This window comes from Curtobacterium sp. MMLR14_010 (genome assembly GCF_001865015.1).
GTDB lineage: Bacteria > Actinomycetota > Actinomycetes > Actinomycetales > Microbacteriaceae > Curtobacterium.
Genome location: NZ_MJGV01000057.1, coordinates 200,593 through 220,825 on the forward strand (window position 1 = coordinate 200,593; position 20,233 = coordinate 220,825).

The 20,233-nt window shown below is 72.1% G+C and carries 20 protein-coding genes and 1 pseudogene; 3 read left to right on the plus strand and 18 right to left on the minus strand.

Features of this window, described 5'->3' with window-relative positions; translation table 11 throughout:
- Positions 1-32: 32 nt before the first annotated feature.
- The 5 genes from BIU98_RS13585 to BIU98_RS13605 form a co-directional block, all read right to left on the minus strand.
- Entirely contained in the window at positions 33-611 is a 579-nt protein-coding gene (locus BIU98_RS13585) for a type II toxin-antitoxin system RelE/ParE family toxin (RefSeq protein ID WP_139200734.1), read from the minus strand.
- Positions 608-916 (minus strand): type II toxin-antitoxin system Phd/YefM family antitoxin, encoded by a 309-nt coding sequence (locus tag BIU98_RS13590; protein WP_071276934.1) that lies wholly within the window; start codon positions 914-916, stop codon positions 608-610. The genes BIU98_RS13585 and BIU98_RS13590 overlap by 4 nt, the downstream gene beginning before the upstream one ends.
- A gap of 47 nt (positions 917-963) precedes the next feature.
- Complete coding sequence (locus tag BIU98_RS13595) at positions 964-1,824, minus strand: LamG domain-containing protein (protein ID WP_071276936.1); 861 nt, start codon at positions 1,822-1,824, stop codon at positions 964-966.
- Positions 1,821-2,705, minus strand: coding sequence for a S26 family signal peptidase (locus BIU98_RS19875; protein WP_071276938.1), 885 nt, complete (start codon positions 2,703-2,705; stop codon positions 1,821-1,823). Before BIU98_RS19875 ends, BIU98_RS13595 begins: the two co-directional genes overlap by 4 nt.
- 103 nt (positions 2,706-2,808) lie before the next feature.
- Entirely contained in the window at positions 2,809-3,462 is a 654-nt protein-coding gene (locus BIU98_RS13605; protein ID WP_071276940.1) for a hypothetical protein, read from the minus strand.
- Between the two features lie 203 nt (positions 3,463-3,665).
- On the opposite strand from BIU98_RS13605, the gene BIU98_RS13610 reads away from it, so the two are divergent.
- Both BIU98_RS13610 and BIU98_RS20075 read left to right on the plus strand, forming a co-directional pair.
- Entirely contained in the window at positions 3,666-4,136 is a 471-nt protein-coding gene (locus tag BIU98_RS13610; RefSeq protein ID WP_071276942.1) for a MarR family winged helix-turn-helix transcriptional regulator, read from the plus strand.
- Between the two features lie 173 nt (positions 4,137-4,309).
- Positions 4,310-4,369: pseudogene (locus BIU98_RS20075) on the plus strand (hypothetical protein); the annotation flags it as partial.
- Between the two features lie 213 nt (positions 4,370-4,582).
- On the opposite strand, the gene BIU98_RS19880 reads toward BIU98_RS20075, so the two are convergent.
- Genes BIU98_RS19880 through BIU98_RS13630 form a run of 4 tightly spaced genes read right to left on the minus strand, consistent with a single transcriptional unit; the run spans position 4,583 to position 9,144 of the window.
- A complete protein-coding gene (locus BIU98_RS19880; protein ID WP_071276943.1) occupies positions 4,583-4,843 on the minus strand; it encodes a hypothetical protein in 261 nt (86 codons plus the stop codon).
- Positions 4,844-4,876: 33 nt separating this feature from the next.
- Positions 4,877-5,197 (minus strand): hypothetical protein, encoded by a 321-nt coding sequence (locus BIU98_RS19010; protein ID WP_071276945.1) that lies wholly within the window; start codon positions 5,195-5,197, stop codon positions 4,877-4,879.
- Between the two features lie 34 nt (positions 5,198-5,231).
- Entirely contained in the window at positions 5,232-8,402 is a 3,171-nt protein-coding gene (locus tag BIU98_RS13625) for a GH92 family glycosyl hydrolase (RefSeq protein ID WP_254787904.1), read from the minus strand.
- Between the two features lie 40 nt (positions 8,403-8,442).
- Complete coding sequence (locus BIU98_RS13630) at positions 8,443-9,144, minus strand: TetR/AcrR family transcriptional regulator (RefSeq protein WP_071276947.1); 702 nt, start codon at positions 9,142-9,144, stop codon at positions 8,443-8,445.
- A gap of 86 nt (positions 9,145-9,230) precedes the next feature.
- Between BIU98_RS13630 and BIU98_RS13635 the strand changes: the two genes are divergently transcribed.
- Positions 9,231-10,091: an NAD(P)H-binding protein gene (locus BIU98_RS13635; RefSeq protein WP_071276949.1), complete on the plus strand. Its 861-nt coding sequence runs from the start codon at positions 9,231-9,233 to the stop codon at positions 10,089-10,091.
- Positions 10,092-10,094: 3 nt separating this feature from the next.
- On the opposite strand, the gene BIU98_RS13640 is transcribed toward BIU98_RS13635, so the two are convergent.
- The 9 genes from BIU98_RS13640 to BIU98_RS13680 form a co-directional block, all read right to left on the minus strand.
- On the minus strand, positions 10,095-11,717 hold the full coding sequence (locus BIU98_RS13640) for a serine/threonine-protein kinase (protein WP_083393250.1): 1,623 nt from the start codon (positions 11,715-11,717) through the stop codon (positions 10,095-10,097).
- A 49-nt stretch (positions 11,718-11,766) separates the two neighbouring features.
- A complete protein-coding gene (locus BIU98_RS13645) occupies positions 11,767-12,609 on the minus strand; it encodes a phosphatase PAP2 family protein (RefSeq protein ID WP_071276953.1) in 843 nt (280 codons plus the stop codon).
- A 211-nt stretch (positions 12,610-12,820) separates the two neighbouring features.
- Positions 12,821-14,509, minus strand: coding sequence for a bifunctional 3'-5' exonuclease/DNA polymerase (locus tag BIU98_RS13650; protein ID WP_071276955.1), 1,689 nt, complete (start codon positions 14,507-14,509; stop codon positions 12,821-12,823).
- Between the two features lie 28 nt (positions 14,510-14,537).
- Complete coding sequence (locus tag BIU98_RS13655) at positions 14,538-14,765, minus strand: hypothetical protein (RefSeq protein ID WP_071276958.1); 228 nt, start codon at positions 14,763-14,765, stop codon at positions 14,538-14,540.
- The gene (locus BIU98_RS13660; protein ID WP_071276974.1) at positions 14,762-15,535 is read right to left on the minus strand and encodes a hypothetical protein; all 774 of its coding nucleotides are present in this window, start codon (positions 15,533-15,535) and stop codon (positions 14,762-14,764) included. Before BIU98_RS13660 ends, BIU98_RS13655 begins: the two co-directional genes overlap by 4 nt.
- On the minus strand, positions 15,532-16,440 hold the full coding sequence (locus BIU98_RS13665; protein ID WP_139200736.1) for a carbohydrate ABC transporter permease: 909 nt from the start codon (positions 16,438-16,440) through the stop codon (positions 15,532-15,534). The genes BIU98_RS13660 and BIU98_RS13665 overlap by 4 nt, the downstream gene beginning before the upstream one ends.
- On the minus strand, positions 16,437-17,387 hold the full coding sequence (locus BIU98_RS13670) for a carbohydrate ABC transporter permease (RefSeq protein ID WP_071276976.1): 951 nt from the start codon (positions 17,385-17,387) through the stop codon (positions 16,437-16,439). Before BIU98_RS13670 ends, BIU98_RS13665 begins: the two co-directional genes overlap by 4 nt.
- 147 nt (positions 17,388-17,534) lie before the next feature.
- Complete coding sequence (locus BIU98_RS13675; RefSeq protein ID WP_071276978.1) at positions 17,535-18,845, minus strand: sugar ABC transporter substrate-binding protein; 1,311 nt, start codon at positions 18,843-18,845, stop codon at positions 17,535-17,537.
- A complete protein-coding gene (locus BIU98_RS13680; RefSeq protein ID WP_071276980.1) occupies positions 18,842-20,053 on the minus strand; it encodes a Gfo/Idh/MocA family protein in 1,212 nt (403 codons plus the stop codon). The genes BIU98_RS13675 and BIU98_RS13680 overlap by 4 nt, the downstream gene beginning before the upstream one ends.
- Positions 20,054-20,233: the final 180 nt, after the last annotated feature.

Genomic DNA, 20,233 nt, shown 5'->3' on the forward strand with positions numbered 1-20,233 from the left:
TCACGAGCCTCCCCGGCATGGCTGGCCGGGTGTCAGCGGGGCTGCGACCAGTGCTCGGCGAGCCGGCGCTGGGCCTCCTCGACCGGGATCTCCGCGATCTCGGCCTCGGTCAGGTGCAGCACCTCGGAGAGCCCGCGCGCCAGCCAGTCCGGAAGGGCCGGGTGCCGCTCGGGTTCCGACGTGGCCTCGACGTCGAGGTGCGCCATCTCGGCGACGACGGCCGCGAGCGCCCGGACGTGGACGCTGTCGCTCCCACGTGCCTGGGCGACCCGGTGACGGAGTTCCTCGTACACGGCACCGTCGGTCCGGGACCCGGCAGCCCAGACCTCCGCGATGTCGAGGACGGGCTCGTGAGCGGTGTCCTCGGTCACGCGCCAGACGATCCTCCAGTCACGGTTCCCAGCGACGAGCTTCCGGAACCCGACGAGCGCCCCGAGCAACGGTTCGCCCGCCTCCGGGGACCGCTCGAGCAGGAGCGTCTTCTTCACGACCGTGCGGAGGATCTCCGGGTCGCGTCGACGGAGCCGTTCGAGGTCGGACACCGCGTCCGCGGTCAACCGGACGCGACATGGACGGCGTCCGCTGTGACCGCTCGGGTGCTCGGCCGTCACCGGGCGGTGTCCGGCTGTTCCGCGTCGAGCTCACGCTCCAGCTCGGCCCGGGAGAGGCCGACGGCGTCGATGACGTCGTCGAGGTCGGTCCGGCTGCCGTCGTCGGTGGCGAAGCGGGCCATGACGAGCGCCGCGTCGCGCAGGGTCTCGCGATCCCGCCGGAGCTCCGCGAGCTCGGTCGCGTCGACGACCTGCGCGACGACCCTGCCGTGCCGGGACAGCGCGACGTCATCGCCCGCAGCCGCCGAACTGACCAGCGCGGACACCCCGGCGCGCGAGGCTTCGGTGATGCTCATCGTGACCATGGCCCGAATCTACACAGGAATCTGTGTAGCAGCAACGACGGGGACGGTCAGCGGCCGGCGCCGTAGTGGCTCGACACCTGGGCCGTGGTCAGGACCGAGCCGTACACCGCGGCGAAGCGCATCGAGCCGGTGAAGTAGTAGTTGGACGGAGCGCCGGGCCAGCCGGAGATCGTGTCGTACCCGATGCGCCAGTAGCCGCTGTAGTTCTCCGGCGCCGTGTAGTTCGCGTTCGAGGCGACGAGCGACCCGTCGACGTAGAGCCGCATGCCGGTCGCGGCGGACATCGTCGACACCACGTGGTGCCAGCTGCCGTCGTTGTACGCCTTCGGTGACGTGACGACCTGCGTGCCGTTGTTGTACGTGCCGAACACGAGCTGACCGCTGGTGTTGAGGTAGGTCTGCCGGTCGTGCTGCCCCGAGACGGCCACCTGGCTGCCGCCGAAGCCGATCAGGAGCCCGCCGGCGACGGTGGTGCGGAACCAGACCTCCTCGCTGAAGGTCGTCGGGTTCTGCTGGATCGCCGGCGTCGACACGAAGTTCGACGACCCGTTGAGGAGCCACGAGGAGCCGGGGTCACGCGGGCACGCGATCGGGCTCGGCGTGCTGGCGGTCATCGGGCCCTGGTAGGTGCCGTTGGCGGCCTTGCCGGAGAAGTCGGCGGCGGTCGTGGAGCCCGTGGTCTCGGTGAACTTGTACGCGAAGAGCGCCTTCGCGGTGGTGGCGTCGAACCCGACCTGGCCCGTGCAGGTGTTCGGCGCAGCGGTGCCGGCGGAGTTGGTGCTGTTCGTGATCTGGGCACTGAAGCCGGAGCGGGTGGGGGCGAACTGGTTGAGCAGGACGACGACCGCAAGAGCCAGGACGAGCAGGAGGGCGACGACCTTGCCGTCGCGCAGGCGGTGCAGGTTCACTCGGCACGCACCGTCTCGACGCGGCCGACCATCAGGCAGCAGACCAGCGGGATGAGGCACAGCACGATGAGGAACACCCAGCCCATGGGGTCGAGGTCGATGCTCGACGCCAGCTGGTAATGGCCGCTCTTCGTCAGCTCGTGGATCGTCACCCGGCCGACCTCGCCGTCGACGAGGTGCACGGTGTTGCCGCCGTGTGCGTCGACCCGGACCGGGAACATGCCCGAGGAGATGATCGTCGCCTCGACGCTGTGCGGCGAGGACGTGTTCGAGATCGTGGTGATGTTCACGAACGGCTTGAGGACGAACGCGGCGTAGGACACGGTCAGGGCCGAGCCGGCGATACGGAGGGACGACCGCGTGACCCTGTCGGTGAAGGGGCTGGTGAGGACCCAGATGAGCAGGGTCCCGATCATCAGGAGCGGGGCCGCGCGGAACAGCCATCCGAGGTGGGGCACCAGGGCGATCGGTGCGCCGACGATGTTCTCCTGCGTGAGCGTCCACGGGTCGGTGGCGCCGTTGGCGTCTCCGCGGGTGTGGACGCCGCCGTCGTGGTCGATCGCGATGATGCGGTGCGTGTAGGTGACACCAGGGTTCGCGCTGGTCTCGAACGAGACGACGTCACCGACCGCGAGCGAGGAGACCGTGACCGGGAGGTCGAGGACGAGGGTGCCGACCGGGGCCGCCTCACCCATCGAGGGCGTCTCGACGACGAACCAGCGACCACCGCTGCCGAGGAAGACCGCCGCCGCCGCGAGCAGGAGCCCGGCGACGACCGCGACGGTCCAGGCCGTCACCGACTCGGTCCGCGTCGCGGCGTGACCGGTGAGCAGCGGGCGGCTGAGCGTGCCGCTCAGCGGGATGGCCGTGGTCTGGCTCATGCGCTGCTGCCTCTCTGGTCGTGCCGGGTGCGGTGGTGGTGGACGTGGGCCGACGACGTCCCGGTCGCGGATGGCGAGCGGGACGTCGTCAGGTGGGGGTGGATCAGGCGGTGAAGGTCCAGGTCATCGGCACGGAGGCGGCGAGACCCTGGTAGCTGTTGCCGGCGCCGGAGTCCAGCGTGACCGCGAAGTTGAAGGGCGTGGAGGCTCCGGCGGCCGGGGCGGCGGGCATCGTGAAGGCGGTGGCAGCGGCGCCCTTGAAGGAGGCCAGCGTGCCGGAGAACACCGTGGTCGCACCGGAGGTGATGACGATGTTCATCTTCGCGCACAGGTCGGTCGCGGAGCCGGTGGCCGAGGTGGGGGTGGTCTGCGTGCAGGCCGCGCCCGGGGTCAGCGTGAAGGTGCTCGCGGCGGCGGTGCCGGTGTTCTTGATCGAGATCGCCGTGTTGACCGTGTTGCCCGGGGTCATCGTGGTGCTGCCGCCGAACTTGTTGATCGTGGCGCACGTCGCGGAGTTCGTGGAGACCGAGCCGCCGTCAGTGCTGAGGCAGGTGACGGTCGCACCGGCGTTCTGCTCCTGCATGATCAGGGTGCCGGCTCCGGCGGTGTTGTTGGAGTTGGTGATGCTCGCCGCGAACCCGGACAGGGTGCCGGTGAGGGAGAGGGAGAGCAGGACGGCTGCGAAGATGCCCGCCGTCAGCGCGACGGGCGCAAAGCGGAGGCGCTTCAGCGGGGAGACGCGGAGCGGGTTCGACACGGGGTACCTCGATGTTCGGGAGTTGTGGTGGCCACCGCAGGGCGCGATTGCTTAATCATTAAGATAGTCAAGCGTTCATACACATGCCAGCCCGCGCTCGACCCCAGAGCAGGGGGCACCCGTGAGGGAGGCCCCAGTGGATCACCGCTTCTTGCACACTGCCGTGTAGTGTCCGGCGTCGAGACATCGAGGGGGAGACCGACATGGAGCCCGGACGGCTGGACGGCGACGGCAGTGAGCTCATCGCTGCGTTCGACTCGGTCGTGCGGGCGAACGCGAGCGTCGTCACGCAGGTGAGCGCCCGCGCCGGCATCCACGAGAGTGCCCTCCGCGCCCTCACCCTGATCAGCGACACCGGGTACTCGACCCCGACCGAGGTCGCCGGGTACCTCGGTCTGACCTCGGGCGCGGTGACGAACATGGTCGACCGGCTCTCGGCCGCCGGGTTCGTCGAACGGCAGCGCAACCCGAACGACCGCCGGGGATCGCACCTCGTGCTCAGTCCCGCGGGCACCGCCCTGGTCGCCGAGGTCCGGCAGCGCTACGCCGACGTGCTCCGGACGGTCGACACCGCCGGCGCCGAGGACCTGCTCCACGCCCTGAGCGACATCGCGAATGGCCTGCTGCAGCAGGCGGCCGCCATCTCCGCAGCGAAGGACCCCGACCCCGCCTGACCGGTGACGTCAGGATCGTTGTGACGCCGTCGCCGACGTGTCAGAATGCTGATGTCGCTCCCATCGAGGTGGGAGCGGAAGTGATCCCTGGGAGATCCTGCGGTACAGCGGGGCCCGGGGATCAGCGCTGTCAGCGGCGTTGCTCGTGGACGACCATCCGCTCCCGGAGCGCGGTGGCGAACGCGGTCGACCGGCTCTCGGCCGCCGGGTTCGTCGAACGGCAGCGCAACCCGAACGACCGCCGCGGATCGCAAGCCGCCCTCAGTTCCGCGGACCCCGCCCGACCGGTCACGACTCCCCGTCAGCGCACCGCCGAGCGGCCACGGATCGTCGGTACCGGATGCTCTTACCGACGCATTGTGACCAACCAGCGGAGCTGTCGGCACCCCGGTCGGGGACCCGACACGAAGTGCGATCTCACGGCCGGGGTGGAGCTCGCCGGACGGCTACGACTCGTCGGCCTCCGCCCGCACGGGCGACGTCGCCGGGGACGCGCCGGACGACGGGACGGACGCGGGCGACGGGGACCCCGTCGGCGCGAGGAACAGCGCCGGCGCAGCGGGGTCGGCCGCCGCACGGCTGACCACCTCGACCTCGATGTCGAGCCCGTGTGCCGGGTCCTCGTCGAGCTCGAGACCGTTCTCGGTCACCTGGTCCTCGGGGATGGCGCGACCCTTCGAGGGGTCGAACGCACTGCTCATCGACATGCGACGAGCATGCCCGCCGCCGATGAGCGGAGCCTAGGAGTCGAGCTCGCTGTCCTCCGACAGCTCCTCGGACAGGTCGCCCGCGTGCAGCCGGTCGCCGGGCTGCGGGCGGCGGAACACGGGGCCGCCGCCGGCCTCGTCCTCGTCCTGTAGTCGCTCGGGCGATGCGTCCGCTTCGTCCGACGTGGACGAGACCCCGCCGGAGACCGAACCCGAGTCCGAGTCCGAGTCCGAACCCGAGTCCGAGCCGTCAGCACTCCGCCCCTCCTCGACCTCGAGCTCGGAGGCGTCCGAGCCGTCCACGGGGACGTCACTGCCCTGCTGTTCCGGATCGAACGGTGCGCTCATCGACATGGGGCGAGCATGCTCCGCCCGGGTGAACGGCGGGTCAACGCTGTCCGTCCGACGCGATGAGCTCGAGCTGCGTGAGTTCGACGTCCGTCGTCGCCGTGAACCGGAACACCGACCCGCCACCACGGAGACGGAACACCCGCGTCTGCCCGGCCCAGTCGAACACGGCATCCGTCACGACGACGGCACCCGAACCCGAGCTGGCGTCCACACCAGCACCCGCACCCCCGAGCGCGACCTCCCACGAGTACGTCCCCGCCGCAGCGACCGTCACCGTGTAGAGCGACGCAGACCCGACGGACACCGGCACCTCGACGACGTCCCCCGCAGCGAGCGCCGTCACGGTCCGCCCGGTGTCGTCCGTCAGCGGCGAGGCCCCGACGGGCAGCACGTCGACCGGGGTGTCCCGGTACCCGTGCACCTCGGACGCCGAGACGGGCCGCGTGTCCGACGCCCACCCGGTCGGCGACGACGACAGCGACACGACGATCCGCGACGCCCCGACCACCACCGCGTGCGGGATGCTCACGGACGTCCAGGGTTCCCCGTCCACGGTCACCGAGGCGACGAACCGACCGACGCCGGCGGTCTCGATGACGGTGGGCGAGCCTCCGACCGGTCGCAGCACCGCGCGCCGGACCGACGGCGGCACGATCACGTAGGACCCGCTCGCCGGTGCCAGCGGGTACAGCCCGACCGTCGCGAAGACGTACCAGGCGCTCATCTCGCCGTTGTCCTCGTCGCCGGGGTACCCCTGGCCGAGGTCCGAGCCGACGAACAGCCGGTCGACGGCCTCGCGGACCACGCGGTGGGCATCGTCGTGGCGGCCGGTGAACATCGGGAAGAACGGGATGTGGTGCGCCGGCTGGTTCGACAGCCCGAGCATGCCCATGCGGACGTCGCGGGCCTCGGTCATCTCGTGGATGGTGAAGCCGTAGTGCCCGGAGCGGTCGGTCGCGCCGGTCTCCTGGGTCGCGAAGAACCGGTCGACGGCGGCGTCGAAGCGCTCCGTGCCGCCGTGCAGGTCGACGATCCCGGCGCCGTCGTGGGGGACGGTGAACATCGTGCCCCAGGCGTTCGTCTCGGTGTAGTCGCCGCCCCACTGGTCGGGGTCGTGGCCCTCGCCCTCGCGCCACTCGCCGTCGGGCCGGCGGCCGATGAAGAACCCGCGGCGGCGGTCGAACACGTTCCGGTACTGCAGGGACCGCCGGGCGAACCACTCGGCCTCGGCGCGGTACCGCTGCTCGCCGACGGGGTCGGTGGTGCGGTCCGCCAGCGCGGTGGCAAGCACCGCGATGCTCCAGTCGTTGATCGCGGCGTCCAGGGTCCAGGACATCCCCTCGCCGGTGTCGGTGTCGACGTGGCCGCGGAAGGCGCCCGGGAGGCTCCCCTTGCGTCCCACACGCTCGTCCCGTGGCGGGACGGTCGCGTTCTTCACCGCGCTCCGGTAGGCCTGCTCGACGTCGAAGCCGTCGACGCCCTTCGCGACGAGGTCGCCGAAGACGGTGTCGCTCGTGGTGCCGGTCATGCAGTCCTCGGCGCCGGGGGCACTCCAGCGCGGGGTCCAGCCGCCGTCGTGGAAGTGCTCGACGAACCCCTGGGCGAGGTCGGCCGCGGTGTCCGGCGTGAGCAGCCCGAGGAGCGGCCAGGCCGTGCGGTAGGTGTCCCAGAACCCGTTCGTGGTCGTCATCGCGGAGTCGACGACCTCGGGGCCGGGCTCGTCGCGGATCGGCTCCGCGAGCACGGCGCCGTACGGGGAGCGGTGGCGCGGGCTGCCCGTGAGCGCGGTCTCCCCGGCGCGGTTCGGGTAGAGGAACAGCCGGTACAGACCCGAGTAGAGCGAGGTCAGCTGGTCGTCGGTCGCGCCGTCGACCTCGAGCGTCGCGAGTTCGGCCTCCCAGGCGGCCTCGGCCCGGGCGCGCATGGCGTCGAACGACCCGGCGGCGTCGAGGTTCGCGCGGGCGTCCTCGGGCGAGACGGTCGAGATGCCGAGCAGCACGTCGGTGTCCCCGGCGACGGTGAACCACCCCGCCAGCACGCCGTCCGTGACCGCGGTGTGGTCCTCCGTCACGCCGGGGACCCGCACGTGCACGAAGTGCGGCGGCGTGCCGGGGCGGTCGTCGAGGTGCGCGTCGACGACCCCGGTGCCGTCGGCCTCGACCCGGACGGTGCAGTCGAGCAGCCGGCCGTGGTGGTCGAACACGATGCTCCGCACGCCGGTGAAGCGGAAGCCGAGGGCGAACTCCCCCGGGGTCATCTCCGCGGTGACGCCGTGCTCGAGCGCCACCCGGTAGCGGTGCGGGCCGTCGAGCTCGTCGTCGTGGTCGAAGGCCAGGGCCCGCGCGGTGCGGTCGACCTCGGGCCGGGCCAGCGGGGAGGGCATCACCTGGAAGACACCGCGGTCCCCCATCCACGGCGACGGGATGTGGCTCGTGGCGAAGGCCTGGATCGCGGGGCGGTTGTCGCTCGCCCGGTTGTGCTCCTGGTACGCGTACGGCCACCGGTTGCTGGCGGCGTCGGTCATCGGCAGCCCGAAGACTCCGCCGTGCGGCAGCCCGACGAGCGGGGCGTTGTTGCCGCGGGAGAACCGGGACGACGCCTGCGTGCCGCGGGTGGTGCGGACGTGGTCGAGCGGGCGGGTGGGGACGGGGCGGCGAGGTGCCTCGATCCGGACGTCGTCGAGCCAGCCACGGAGGGCCGGCGACGGCACGCCGCTGTCCGGTGCCCCGCCGTCGTCCGCGGCGGGCGTGGCGGAGCCGAGCCGGGCCTCCAGGCGGTCGACGACGCGCCCCGTGACGGACGCCAGGTCGACCTCGCGCCGGTTCCACTGGTCCACCCACTGCTTGCGGGCGGCGTCCTGCGCTGCCGGGGTCAGGGCGTCGCCGTACTGGTCACGGGCGTCGTCGGACAGCCGGGAGCCGTCGGTGAAGACGACGTCGAGGGTGAACGCGGTCGCGTCCCAGAAGTGGGCGAGGTCGGCCTCGGTGGGCTCGTCCTGGCCGTCGGGCAGGGTGCGCTCGGGGAACCAGACCCAGGACAGGCGGTCCCCGGCCCGGATCGTCCGCCCGGCGAACCCCGGGACGACCGCGTCGACCGTGTCCGATCCCGCTGGGCGCTCGACGAGGAGTCCCTCGAGCGACGTGAAGCCGACATGGTCCCTGGCTGCGACGGCCGTCGTCGGGCCACCGCTCCGTTGCAGTTCTCGCACGACCCCACCCTATTTGCTCCAGTGGATGGACGAAACCCGCTCAGTCGGCGGCGATGCGGGCGAGCCAGTCGCGCATCAGGCCGCGCTCCGCCGGGGACAGCACGGCGAGGGCACGGTCGTCGGCGGCGAGCCGGACAGCCGCAGCACGCGTGTCCGCGGCAGCGGTGGGTCCAGCCTCGGTGTCGTCCGTCAGGATCGCTGACGCCAGCGCGTCCCAGGCGGCGTCCGTCAGCGCCGGGTCGCGCTCGTCAGCCGGGGTGCCGAGCAGCGCCAGCACCAGGCCGACGCCGATCGCGTGCACGAGCGACACCGCGCGGGCCTCGGGCACACGGAGCCGCCCGGCGAGGGCCACGCGGTGGATCCGCTCGCGCAGGACGGCGATGCCGCGGTCCTCGGCCTCGGAGCGCGGGCGCAGGGGGTCCGAGAGCAGGGCGATCAGGCCGGGGTTCGCCAGGCCGAACGTGACGTGGGCGTCGAACGAGTCGCGGAGGTGCTCGACCGGGTCGACGTCGTCCGGCACCGTCTTGCCGGCGACGTAGGCGGAGAAGACGTGGTCGGCGACCGCCTCGAGCAGGCCGTCCTTGTCGCCGAACTGCCGGTAGATCGTCGGTGCCTGCACGCCGGCCGCAGCGGCGACGGCCCGGGTCGTGACGGCGTGGGGCCCGCCCGAGGCAAGCAGCTCGGACGCGACGTCGACGATGCGCGCCCGGACGGTGTCGCGTTCGGTCGTGACGATGCTCATGGACCAACGATAACGCGCTCTTGTTACCGCTGGTTTAGCGATGCTACTGTCCTGACGTTTCCACTGCTAACACGAAGGACGTAACCATGATCATCGTCACCGGCGCCACCGGAGCCCTGGGCTCCGCAACCGTCCACGAACTCCTGCGCCACCTGCCGCCGACCGAGGTCGGGGTGAGCGTCCGGGACACCGCGAAGGCGCAGGACCTCGCCGGACTCGGCGTGCGGGTCCGTCAGGGCGACTTCGCCGACCCGGACTCGATGGCCCACGCGTTCGAGGGCGCCGACCGCGTGCTCGTCGTGTCCGGCTCGACGCTCGGGCCCGACGGTGTCGCCCTGCACGCGGCGGCGGCTCGGGCAGCGCGGGACGCCGGCGCGTCGCGGGTGTTCTACACGGCGCACCAGAACACCCGGGCGGGCTCCCCCGTGCCGTTCGCCGTCGACCACGCCGCGACCGAGGCCGCACTCGCCGAGCTCGGGACCCCGTGGACCTCGCTGCGGAACGGCTTCTACGCCCACACCGTCGGCTGGCTCGTCGCCGGGGCCGTGGAGCGCGGCGAGCTGCTCCTGCCCGAGGACGGCCCGATCTCGTGGACCGCCCGCGAGGACCTGGCCGCCGGCGACGCCGTCCTGCTCGCGCAGGGCCCGACGATCGACGGCCCCACGCCTGCCCTCACGGCGTCCGAGGCCGTCACGTTCGACGACGTCGCCCGGGTCCTGTCCGAGGTCAGCGGCACGACCGTGCGCCGCACCGTCGTCGACGACGAGGAGTGGCTCGCCCAGCAGGTCGCCCACGGGACGCCGGAGCCCGCCGCACACCTGATGCTCGGCATGTTCCAGGGCGCCAGGGCCGGCGAGTTCGACCAGGTGGACCCGCTGCTCGGCGAGCTGCTCGGTCGGGAGCCGCTGCCCGTCCGCGCGGCGATCGAGGCCGCACTCGCCCGCTGAGCGTCAGCCCTCGTCGTGCCCCGGTGCGTTCTCCGAGTTGCCGGGCCCGGTGTCGGCAGTCCTGTCGGCCTTCTTCTCGGCCTTCGTGTCCGCCTTCGTGTCCGCCTTCGTGTCGGCCTTCGTGTCGGCGGAGGTGTCAGCGGCACCGGCGTCGCCCGCCTGCGTCTGCACCGGCGCGGGGACGGTCGGCTGGACGCTCGGCTCCGGACCCGACGTCGGCTCGGCGGGCTGGGACGGCTCGGCCGGCTCCGAGGGCTGCTCCTCGGGCTCGGACGGCTGCGGGGCGACCGGTTCGGACGGCTGCTCGACCGGTTGCGACGGCTGCTCGGCCGGCTGGGAGGGCTCCTCCGAGGGCTGCTCCGGTTCCTCGGGAGCGGTCGACGACGACTCGCTCGGGGCGGGCGTGCCGCCGCCGTTCGCGAACGCCAGGACTCCGATGACGCCGGCGAGCACCAGCACGCCGAGGACCACGAGCGTGATCACCAGTCCGCGACGGCTCTTCCGCTCCGGTTCCTCCGGTCGGGGAGCCGGCCGGACCGGCGCCGCGGGCGCGCCACCACCGGTGCCACCACCGCCGCCGCGCTGGGCACCGAGGACGGTGGTCGCCAGGTCGTCCTGGTCGGAGGCTCGTCCCGCGGGCAGCAGGCGGGTCGCGTCGTCCGCGCCCCCGTTCCCGCTGACGGGCATCGCGCGGGTGGCCTGGTCGTCCCAGGCCTGCGTCGGGGAGTCCATCGCGGCCGTGGTGCCGGCCACCCCGGCGGCCGCGGCCGCCGCGGTGACGGTACCGGGGCCTCCCGGCAGGAGCTGTGTGGCGGGCTGGACGTCGGCGCGGCCGAGGGCGCGGAGCCGGTCCGCCGCCTCTGCGGCGGTCGGGCGTTCCGCGGGGTCGGTCGCCGTCATGACGTGCAGCAGCGTGCGCCAGGCCGTGGGCAGGTGCGGGTCGATCTCCGGCGAACGCGTCAGCCGCGCGGTGGCGGACTCGATCGCGCTGCCGGGGAACGGTCGGGTTCCGGTGAGGGCCTCGAGCAGCACCAGGCCGAGTGCGTAGACGTCGGACTTCCCGCTGATGGCCTGCGCGGTGACCTGCTCCGGTGCGAGGTAGGCGGCGGTGCCCATCACCGCGCCGGTGCCGGTGACCCGGGCGGCGTCACGGAGCAGCGCGATGCCGAAGTCGGCGAGCTTCACGTGGGAGCCGTCCGACTCGAGCAGCACGTTCGCGGGCTTGACGTCGCGGTGGACGATTCCCTGTGCGTGCACGGCGGCGAGGCCGTCCGCGATCTGGGCTCCGACGCGCGCGGTCGTCGGGCGGTCGAGGGGCCCCTCGCCGAGTCGGGTGGCGAGGTCGCTGCCCGGGACGAGCTCCATCACGAGGTAGGAGTCGCCGTCGGCGTCGTCGAGGGCGGCGTCGTAGAGCGTCACGAGGGACGGGCTGCGCAGGCCCGCGAGCACCTGGATCTCCGCCTCGGCACGGGCACGCTCCCCGTGGTCGACGGACCCCATCCGGAAGACCTTGACCGCGACCTCGCGCCCGAGTTGCTCGTCGACCGCGCGGTACACCGACGCCATCCCCCCGTGCCCGAGGGTGCCTGTGACTCGGTACCTGCCGCCGAAGACCCGTTCTGCCATGCCCGGCAACCTACCGGCAGCACCTGACCACGACGACGTGGGCGGAGTGCTAGCCCTCGTGTCGGGCGACGGGTGCCCGGTCGCGGCCCCGGTCGCGGGCGAGTGCCGTCAGGTAGAGCCGGTGTGCCGTCACCACGAGCGCGAGCCAGGCGATGCCGAGCGCCCACGCGGCCAGCACGTCGGTGAGCCAGTGGTGCCCGAGGAACACGCGGGACACCCCCACGGACAGCACGAACAGCGACCCGACGACGATGGTCGTCACCCGGGTCACCCGCCGGGACTGCCGCAGGATGAGCAGGTAGACGATCGTGCCGACGATGACCGTGGCGTTGAGCGTGTGCCCGGACGGGAACGACGGCGAGTGCTCGTACGGCGGCACGGCATCGGCACGCGGCGGTCGGGCGCGGCCGATCAGGTCCTTGCCGGCGATGGTCATGAGGAGCGACCCGCCGCTCGCGGCGACGAGCAGCACGACGGGCGTCCACCGGCGACGCTGGATCGTGAAGCCGACCAGGAAGGCGACGGCCACGATCGGCATCCCGATCGTCCCCGCGACGTTCGTCCACCAGGTCACCACGGTCTCGAGGCCGGGCGTCCGCGCGGACATCATCCAGTCGAGCACCGGGCGGTCGAGCACGGCGACGTCGTCGGCCTCGCGGACGGCGTCGTAGACCTCGGACGCGAGCAGGGTGGCCAGCGCGGCGATCGCGATGCCGATGAGCAGCGTGACGACGAGCACGGGCAGGGCGCCGAAGCGGTGCCCGAGCCGCACCGAGGCCTCGGCCGACGCCCGGCCGGCCGGGGTGCGCCACGTGGTGAGGTCGACGTCCCCGAGCGTCCGGTCGGCCTGCTCCGGGTGCCCGGGTTCACGTGCTCGTTGCTCGCTGTCCATCTGCCCAGCGTGCCCGCCCCCACCCGAGAGCCCCGCGCGCGGTGTCGCGCGCGCGGTCTCTCCGGTGGCCTCGCACGGTGCGCGCTCCCCCGGCTGGTGCGAGCTCGGCCACCCCGTGCGAGGACGGCACGGCGCACCACGTGGCCGAGCTCGCACCAGGCACCCGCACCCGCGCCGGGCGCCCGCGCCGCCACGCCACCGGCGCGGGCCGTCAGTCCTTCGCGCTGCCGTAGTCGTCGACGACGGAGACCGACAGCGGGAACGTGATCGGGAACGTCCCGAACAGGATGCGCCCCGCGTCGACCGCGGCCGCCGCGACCTGCTCGGCGACCCATGCCGCGTCAGCTGCTGGGGCGTGCACCACGATCTCGTCGTGCACGAAGAAGACCAGGTGGGCGCCGTCCCGCACGGGCCCCTGCCACCGGGCAGCGAGCCGCGTGCGCAGGGACGCCATCCACGACAGGGCCCACTCCGCCGCCGTTCCCTGCACCACGAAGTTCCGCGTGAACCGCCCCCAGCTCCGCGCCCGGGACTCCACCGCGCGCTGCATCGCCGGGGTGCCCTCGATGCTCCACGCGCGGTTCCTGGCCTCGAACCACGAGGCCTCGGGCACCGGGGACGTCCGCCCGAGCCGCGTCGTCACGGGCTCACCGCGCTCCCCCGCCCGTGCCGCCTGCTCGACGAGCTCGAGTGCCCGGGGGAAGGCCCGCGCCAACCGCGGCACGAGGCGGCCACCCTCGCCCTGGGTGGCGCCGTACATCGCGCCGAGCATCGCGCCCTTGGCCTGCTGCCGGGTCTCGACCGCACCAGAGGCCACGACGCCGTCGTAGAGGTCCCGCCCGTCGCCAGCCGAGGCCATCGCGAGGTCGCCCGCCATCGCGGCGAGCACCCGCGGCTCGAGCTGTGCGGCATCGGCCACGACGAGCTTCCACCCGTCGTCGGCGATCACCGCGGCCCGGACGGCCTTCGGCAGCTGCATCGCCCCACCGCCGTTCGCGGCCCACCGCCCGGTGACGACCCCGCCGACGGCGTACTCCGGGTGGAAGCGGCCGTCCTGCACCCACTCGTCGAGCCACGACCAGCCGTTCGCGGTGAGCAGCCGGTACAGGCGCTTGTACTCGAGCAGCGGTTCGATCGCCGGGTGCTCGAGCTGCTGGAGCTCCCACTTGCGGGTGCTCTCGACGACGAGCCCCGCACGGCGCAGGGACCGCAGCACCTCGGCGGGCGAGTCGGGGTTCAGCGCGGGGTCGTCGAGCCGGGCGCGGAGGACGTCCGCGATCTCCTCGAGCCGCCGCGGCCGGACGCCGTATGGCACCCGAGGACCGAGGGTGTCCTCGAGCAGCCGTTCGTGCACGTCGACCCGCCAGGGCAGCCCGCCGAAGCGCATCTCGGCCGCGACGAGGGACCCGGCGGACTCCGCGGCGAGCAGCAGCCGGAGCGCGCCGGGGTCCGTCGCCCCGGCGACGGCAGCGAGCTGCGCGCGGAGCTCGTCCACCGGGTCGGCGGCGTCGTCGGCTCGACCGCTGCCGAACAGCGCGTCGTCGAAGAGCTGCGTCTGGGCCGCCGGTCGGGCGGCACGTTCGAGCGGAGCCGCCTGGTCCCACGGCCCCGCGGGTGCCTGCTGCAGCGCCGACCCGCGCGCGGCGAGCGCCGAGCGCAGGATCCGGTGGCCGAGCCGCAGGTCGACGCACCGCGCGACGCGACCACCCGCCGCGAGCACGGCCGGGTACCACCGGGCGGTGTCGTCCCACACCCAGCGCACACCGGTGGCCTCGTGCTGCGCGACGAAGGCCGGGAGGCTCGGCTCGGCGATCCGGGTCGGCTTGCCCTGCGGGGTCCCCGAGTCGGTCAGGGGCGTCGCGAGGACGCCGCCGTCGACGCGGCTGAGGACGAGGTGCACGCACCGATCATGCCGTGCCCCACCGTCGTCAGCGTCCCGGGTGCTCCGCGGCGTGGCCGTCGGGGTCGCCCGGGCGGACGGCAGCGCTGTCCGCGACGTCGATGCGCACGGTGCCGTCGTCGAGCTCGTCGACCTCGACCCGGGGCGCCTCGTCCTGGGCGTCCGACCCGGACATCCGGCGCAGGGTGTCGTGTCGCCGCTCGTCGAAGGTCATGTCGACGCCGTCGTCGAGGTGGTCGCGGTCCGCTTCGCTCATGCCGAGGACGGTACCCCGACGGGCGCGGTGCCGGTGCGTTCCGTCCAGTGCCCGCCGGCGGCCCACCGCTCGTGCACGGCGGTCTGCACGCGGCCGCGCGGGACGGTGCCGCGCGCCGCGTCGAGGTCGGTGCCGAACACGAACTTCGCCGCGCTGTGGTCGCCCTCGTCCTCGTCGTGCGGACCGGGCGGGAGCAGGTCGAAGCGTTCCGCGAACCGGACCAGGTTCGCCTCGGGTCCGAGCGCGGTCGCGAGCCCCGGGTCGAGGGTCCAGGACCGGCAGCTCCACACCCTCGCCTCGTGATCGGGTGCCAGGCGGCGGAGCACGTCCGGTGCGGCGGCGAACGACCGCGCGCAGGCAGCGGGGTCGAGCGGCCCGGTCTCGGGGACGTGGACGCCCCACGCGGGGGTCCCGTCGGGCAGGTGGGTGCCGACCTCGAACTGGAGGCGCCCCACGGCCACCACGCGTCCGGTCACGATGGCGCAGAACCAGTCCCACCCGGTGCCCCGGATGCCGTACCGGTCGCGTTTCCGCGCCACGTCCGCGATGCTCGCGTCCGCCTGCGCCGCCGTCAGTCCGTGGGCGACGAGCCAGTCGTGGGTCGTCGGCAGGACCGCGAGCACGGCGGCGAACGCGAGCTCGTCCTGCTCGGGCTCCGGCACGTGCGCGACGCTGTCGGCGAGCGCCCGCGCGGTCTCGGTGGGGCCCTGGGCAGAACCGACGACGGACGCGAGGAGCGCGACGGAGGTGGGGAGGGCCTCCCGGCTCACTTCAGGCCGGACGAGGCGAGCCCGTCGATCACGCGACGCTGGAGCACGATGAACATGATCAGCACCGGGGCCATGGCCATCAGGCTGGCGGCCATCAGCACCGGGTAGTTGACGGTCCGGTCGCTGGACAGCGTGGCGAGCCCGGCGGCCAGGGGCATCGACTCGGCGCGGGTCGAGACCACGAGGGGCCAGAGCAGCTCGTTCCAGGACCACAGCACGGTGGTGATCGCGAGGACGCTCATCGACGGCCGCGCCAGGGGCAGCATGATCCGCCAGAACGTCTGGAACGGGTTCGCGCCGTCCATGCGGGCGGCTTCCTCGAGCTCGGCCGGCATGTTCAGGAACGCCGTCCGCATCAGGAAGGTGCCGAACGCGCTGAACAGGCCAGGAGCGACGATGCCGGCGAGGGTGTCGAGCCAGCCGAGGCCCTGCACGATCTGGTACTGCGAGATCAGGTACACCTGCGACGGCACCAGCAGGATCGACAGCACGATCCCGAGGATCAGCCCGCGGCCGCGGAACCGCATGCGGGCGAAGGCGTACCCGGCGAAGGTGCAGAGGATGATCTGGACGACGGTGCGGATCAGCGTGACCCAGACGCTCGTCGCGAGCTGGCTGAGGAACGGCAGCCGCTCGAACACCTGCGCGAAGTTCTGCCACTGCAGCTGCCCCGGCCAGAACACCGGCGTCGGCGAGGTCACCTGCGCGTTGGTGGACAGCGCCATGATGATCTGCCAGATGAACGGGAACGCCATGACGAACCCGCCGACGCCGAGCACGACGTGGATCCACCAGTGGCTGCCCTGCCGCCGACGGGGGCCGGAGCGGGCGCGGGTCCGGGTGCGGCTGGACGCCTTCGTGGCGACGGCGGCCTTGGTGCCGGTGGCGGCGATGATGCCGGTCATGACTGGACCCACTTCTTCTGGACGCGGAACTGGATGACCGTGATGATGCCGATCAGCAGGAAGATGACCATCGCGATCGCGGCCGCGAAGCCCTTGTCACCGTCGACGAACCCGGAGTTGTAGAAGTAGAAGACGAGGGACATCGTCTTCGGGATCACCGGGTTCAGCGGGCCGAGGATCGCGTAGAGCAGGTCGAACAGCTGGAAGCTCGAGATCGTCGTGACGATGAGCACGAAGAAGATGCTCGGGCTGAGGAGCGGCACCGTCACCGAGTGGAACTGGCGCCAGCGGCTGGCTCCGTCGAGCTCGGCCGCTTCGTACAGCTCCGGCGGGATGTCCTTGAGCCCGGCGCCGAGGATGATCATCGAGAAGCCGAGCGACGACCACAGCCCGACCAGGGAGACCGCGACGAGCGCGAAGCCCGGGGTGGAGATCCAGTACGGGCCCTGGATGCCGAACAGGCCGAGGAACGAGTTCACGATGCCGAAGTCGCCGTTGAACATGATGCGCCAGACCAGGGCGATCGCGGCCGGCATCGCCACGTAGGGCAGGAAGAAGAGCACGCGGTAGAACTGGGCGAAGCGCAGGCCCGGCGTGTTCAGCAGGCTCGCGAGCCACACCGCGATCGGGATGCCGAGCAGGACGATCACCGTGTAGACGACCGTGTTCAACAGTGACTGGTAGAGCTGCGGGTCGGTGACCAGGCGGACGTAGTTCGCGATGCCGGTGAAGCTCGACCCGCCGAACACCCCCCAGCTGGTGAACGAGTAGTAGAACGTCTGGATGATCGGCCAGATGAAGAAGGTGCCGACGCCGATGAGCAGCGGCAGCACGAACAGCCACGGCCAGAAGCCGTCGGTGCGCGGCGCTCCGGCGTCGCGGGGTGCTCTCGTCGTCGGGGGCGGGGATGCCTGTACGGCTCCGCGTCGCTGGGTGTTGGTCGTCATCGGGTCGCTCCTCGGCCAGGGCGGTCGGATCGGGTGCTGGTGGGACGTCCCGCACGAGCGGGACGTGGCCCGCGAGCGGGTCGGTGGAGGTGGGACACGGGACGGTCGACCGGCCGGGGATCAGGCCCGGCCGGTCGACCGGGGCCGTCACTCCTTGGCGAGTGCCGCGTCCATCTTGGTGGCCAGTTCCTTCGCGACCTCGTCGACCGGCTTCGAACCGTCGAAGGCGCTCGGGAGCAGGTTCGTCTCGAGGGTGTTCCACGCGGCGGTGTTCTTCGACACCGGCAGCGGCTTGGCGTACTTGACCGCGTCGAGGAACACCTGGAGGTCGGCGTCCGGCATGGTCTTCGTGAAGGCGTCCTGCGTCCCCGTGTAGGCGGGGATGATCGCGCCCATGTCGCCCTGCTGCTGCTGGGCGGGCTTCGAGGCCATGTAGGCCTGCAGCGCCTGCGCCGCGGCCTTGTTCTTCGAGGCCTCGGCGACGACGTTCGAGACGCCGTGGATGACCGTTGCCTGCTCCTTGCCCTTGGGCAGCGGGTAGGCGACGACGTCCTTCTCGATGTCCGTGCCGATCAGTGCCGAGCGGAACCAGCTGCCGCCCTGGTACATCGCGACCTTGCCGGACGTGAACCACTGGTCGGCGGTGGTGTCGGTCAGCTGCTGCATCGTGGGCGATGCGCCGGACTTGATGAGGTCGGCCCAGTAGGCGAGGCCCTCCTCGGTCGCCTTCGAGTCGTACTCCGACTGCTTGCCGTCGATGACGGACCCGCCGGCCTGGAAGATCGTGTCGTAGTACGTGGTCTGGCCGTCCATGCCCGCAGCGGCCCCGTAGGCGCCCTGGCTCTTCAGCTTCGCGGAGAGCTCGGCACCGGTCTTCTGGAAGTCGTCCCAGGTCCAGTCCTTCGACGGCATCGCGACGCCGGCCTGCTCGAACAGCGACTTGTTCATCCAGACGCCGATGGTGTCGAAGTCCTTCGGCACGCCGTACTGCTTGCCGTCGTACGTGTAGAGCTTGTTGAGCGCCGACGAGTAGTTCTCCGGGTCGATCGCCCCGGACTTGACCTCGTCGGTGATCGGCGCGAGCTTGCCGTTGCCTGCGTACAGCTGGAAGTTCGGGCCGTTCATCCAGAACAGGTCGGGCAGCGTGTTGCTCGAGCCCTGCGTCTGCAGCTTCGTGAAGTAGCTGGCGTACGGCGTGACGTCGACGTTGACCTTGATGTCCGGGTACTTCTCGTTGAAGCCCTTGATGTTGGCCTTGATCGCCTTCACCTGGTTCTGGTCCCAGACGGCGTACGTCAGGTTCGCCTTGGTGTCCTTCGCGACCTCGCCGGAGCCACCGGCGCCGCCGGAGGACGAGGTGCTGCAGCCGGCGAGCAGCGCGACGGCGCTGACGGCGGCGGCGAGACCGAGCAGGGCGCGGCGTCGGCCGCGGCCCGGACGGGCGGTGGGAGCGGTCATCGGGTGGTCCTTTCGGGAACGGAGGTGGTCGCGAAGTGCCGGAGGGTCGCCTCGGGCAGCGTGGGGACGTCGATCGGCTCGGAGCCGTTGCGGAGCGAGCGGGTGGCGAGGGCTCCGGCGGCGACCGCTGCCCGTGCCGCGATGGGCGACAGGGAGGTCGGCTCGCCGAAGGCGACGGAGCGCAGGAACTCGGTCATGGTGAGCAGGTCGGCGTCGCTGTGGCCGTCCTCGACCCCGTCGATCGGGTACTCGACGTCGCCCTGGACGTCCCAGTTCCGCCGGTGGTTCCAGACCTTGACCACGCCGCCGCCGGTGTCGCCGATGTTCTCGAGACGCCCGTGCGTCCCGATCACCGTGTAGTTCCGCCAGTAGTCCGGCGTGAAGTGGCACTGCTCGTAGCTGGCCTGCACGCCGTTGTCGAGCGTCATCATCACCATCGAGACGTCCTCGACGTCGACGACGGGGTTGAGCCCGGTCTGCTCGGCCGGCGGCCAGTTGTCGAACGAGAACCAGTCGGTCATCAGCTCGTCGCTGCGGTCGCGGCGGTCGGTCACGTCGCCGTAGACCGACAGCGAGCCCATGCCGACGACGCGGCTCGTGTACCCGCCGGCGAGGGCGTGGATCACGTCGAGGTCGTGGCTGGCCTTCTGCAGCAGCAGCGAGTTGACCTTGGTGCGGTCGGCGTGCCAGTCCTTGAAGTAGTAGTCGCCGCCGTTGCCGACGAAGTGGCGGACCCAGACGGCCTTGACCTCGCCGATCTCGCCGCGTTCGATGACCTGGCGCATCAGGCGCACCACGGCGGCGTGCCGGAAGTTGTGCCCGACGTAGAGCGGGGTGCCGGTCTCGGCGGCCGTGTTGAGCACCGCGTCGGCGTCCTCGACCGTGATGGCGAGGGGCTTCTCGAGGTAGACGGCGATGCCCGCGCGCAGCAGGTCGGTCGCGATCTCGGCGTGGGTCCAGTCCGGCGTGGTGACGATCGCAGCGTCGACGAGTCCGGCCAGGGCCCGGTGGTCCTCGACCACCTGTGCCTCGGGGTACTCGGCGTGCCCGCGTTCCCGACCCGCCGCGGTGACGTCCACGACGGCGGTGACCCGGGCCTCCAGGTCGGAGGCGGACGCGACCGCGTCGGCGACGTGACGGGCGATGTACGACCGCTGACCCATCCCGATCACCGCGACGCGGAGGCCTTCGTTCGTGTTGACGGTCATCTCGCTCCCTTGCGTGATTGTGACGGCAATGATGCCAAATCGATCATGGATGCACAATATGCGATCACAGATCGCTCACGGAAGCGAGATGCAAGGGTTTTACACACCGGTAACGTCCGCAGGGCGCCAGCGGGCGCCAGAGGCCGCCAGGACGGGCCAGGGCGAGCCGGGAGGCTCGGG

Coding starts and splice junctions, on each gene's coding strand:
- BIU98_RS19010 (WP_071276945.1), bottom strand. CDS start 5,197: ATGTCGATGAGCGCACCGTTCGATCCGGAACAGCAGGGCAGTGACGTC.
- BIU98_RS13590 (WP_071276934.1), bottom strand. CDS start 916: ATGGTCACGATGAGCATCACCGAAGCCTCGCGCGCCGGGGTGTCCGCG.
- BIU98_RS13630 (WP_071276947.1), bottom strand. CDS start 9,144: ATGAGCATCGTCACGACCGAACGCGACACCGTCCGGGCGCGCATCGTC.
- BIU98_RS13675 (WP_071276978.1), bottom strand. CDS start 18,845: ATGACCGCTCCCACCGCCCGTCCGGGCCGCGGCCGACGCCGCGCCCTG.
- BIU98_RS13655 (WP_071276958.1), bottom strand. CDS start 14,765: ATGAGCGAAGCGGACCGCGACCACCTCGACGACGGCGTCGACATGACC.
- BIU98_RS19875 (WP_071276938.1), bottom strand. CDS start 2,705: ATGAGCCAGACCACGGCCATCCCGCTGAGCGGCACGCTCAGCCGCCCG.
- BIU98_RS13680 (WP_071276980.1), bottom strand. CDS start 20,053: ATGACCGTCAACACGAACGAAGGCCTCCGCGTCGCGGTGATCGGGATG.
- BIU98_RS13645 (WP_071276953.1), bottom strand. CDS start 12,609: ATGGACAGCGAGCAACGAGCACGTGAACCCGGGCACCCGGAGCAGGCC.
- BIU98_RS19880 (WP_071276943.1), bottom strand. CDS start 4,843: ATGTCGATGAGCAGTGCGTTCGACCCCTCGAAGGGTCGCGCCATCCCC.
- BIU98_RS13665 (WP_139200736.1), bottom strand. CDS start 16,440: ATGACCGGCATCATCGCCGCCACCGGCACCAAGGCCGCCGTCGCCACG.
- BIU98_RS13670 (WP_071276976.1), bottom strand. CDS start 17,387: ATGACGACCAACACCCAGCGACGCGGAGCCGTACAGGCATCCCCGCCC.
- BIU98_RS13640 (WP_083393250.1), bottom strand. CDS start 11,717: ATGGCAGAACGGGTCTTCGGCGGCAGGTACCGAGTCACAGGCACCCTC.
- BIU98_RS13635 (WP_071276949.1), top strand. CDS start 9,231: ATGATCATCGTCACCGGCGCCACCGGAGCCCTGGGCTCCGCAACCGTC.
- BIU98_RS13610 (WP_071276942.1), top strand. CDS start 3,666: ATGGAGCCCGGACGGCTGGACGGCGACGGCAGTGAGCTCATCGCTGCG.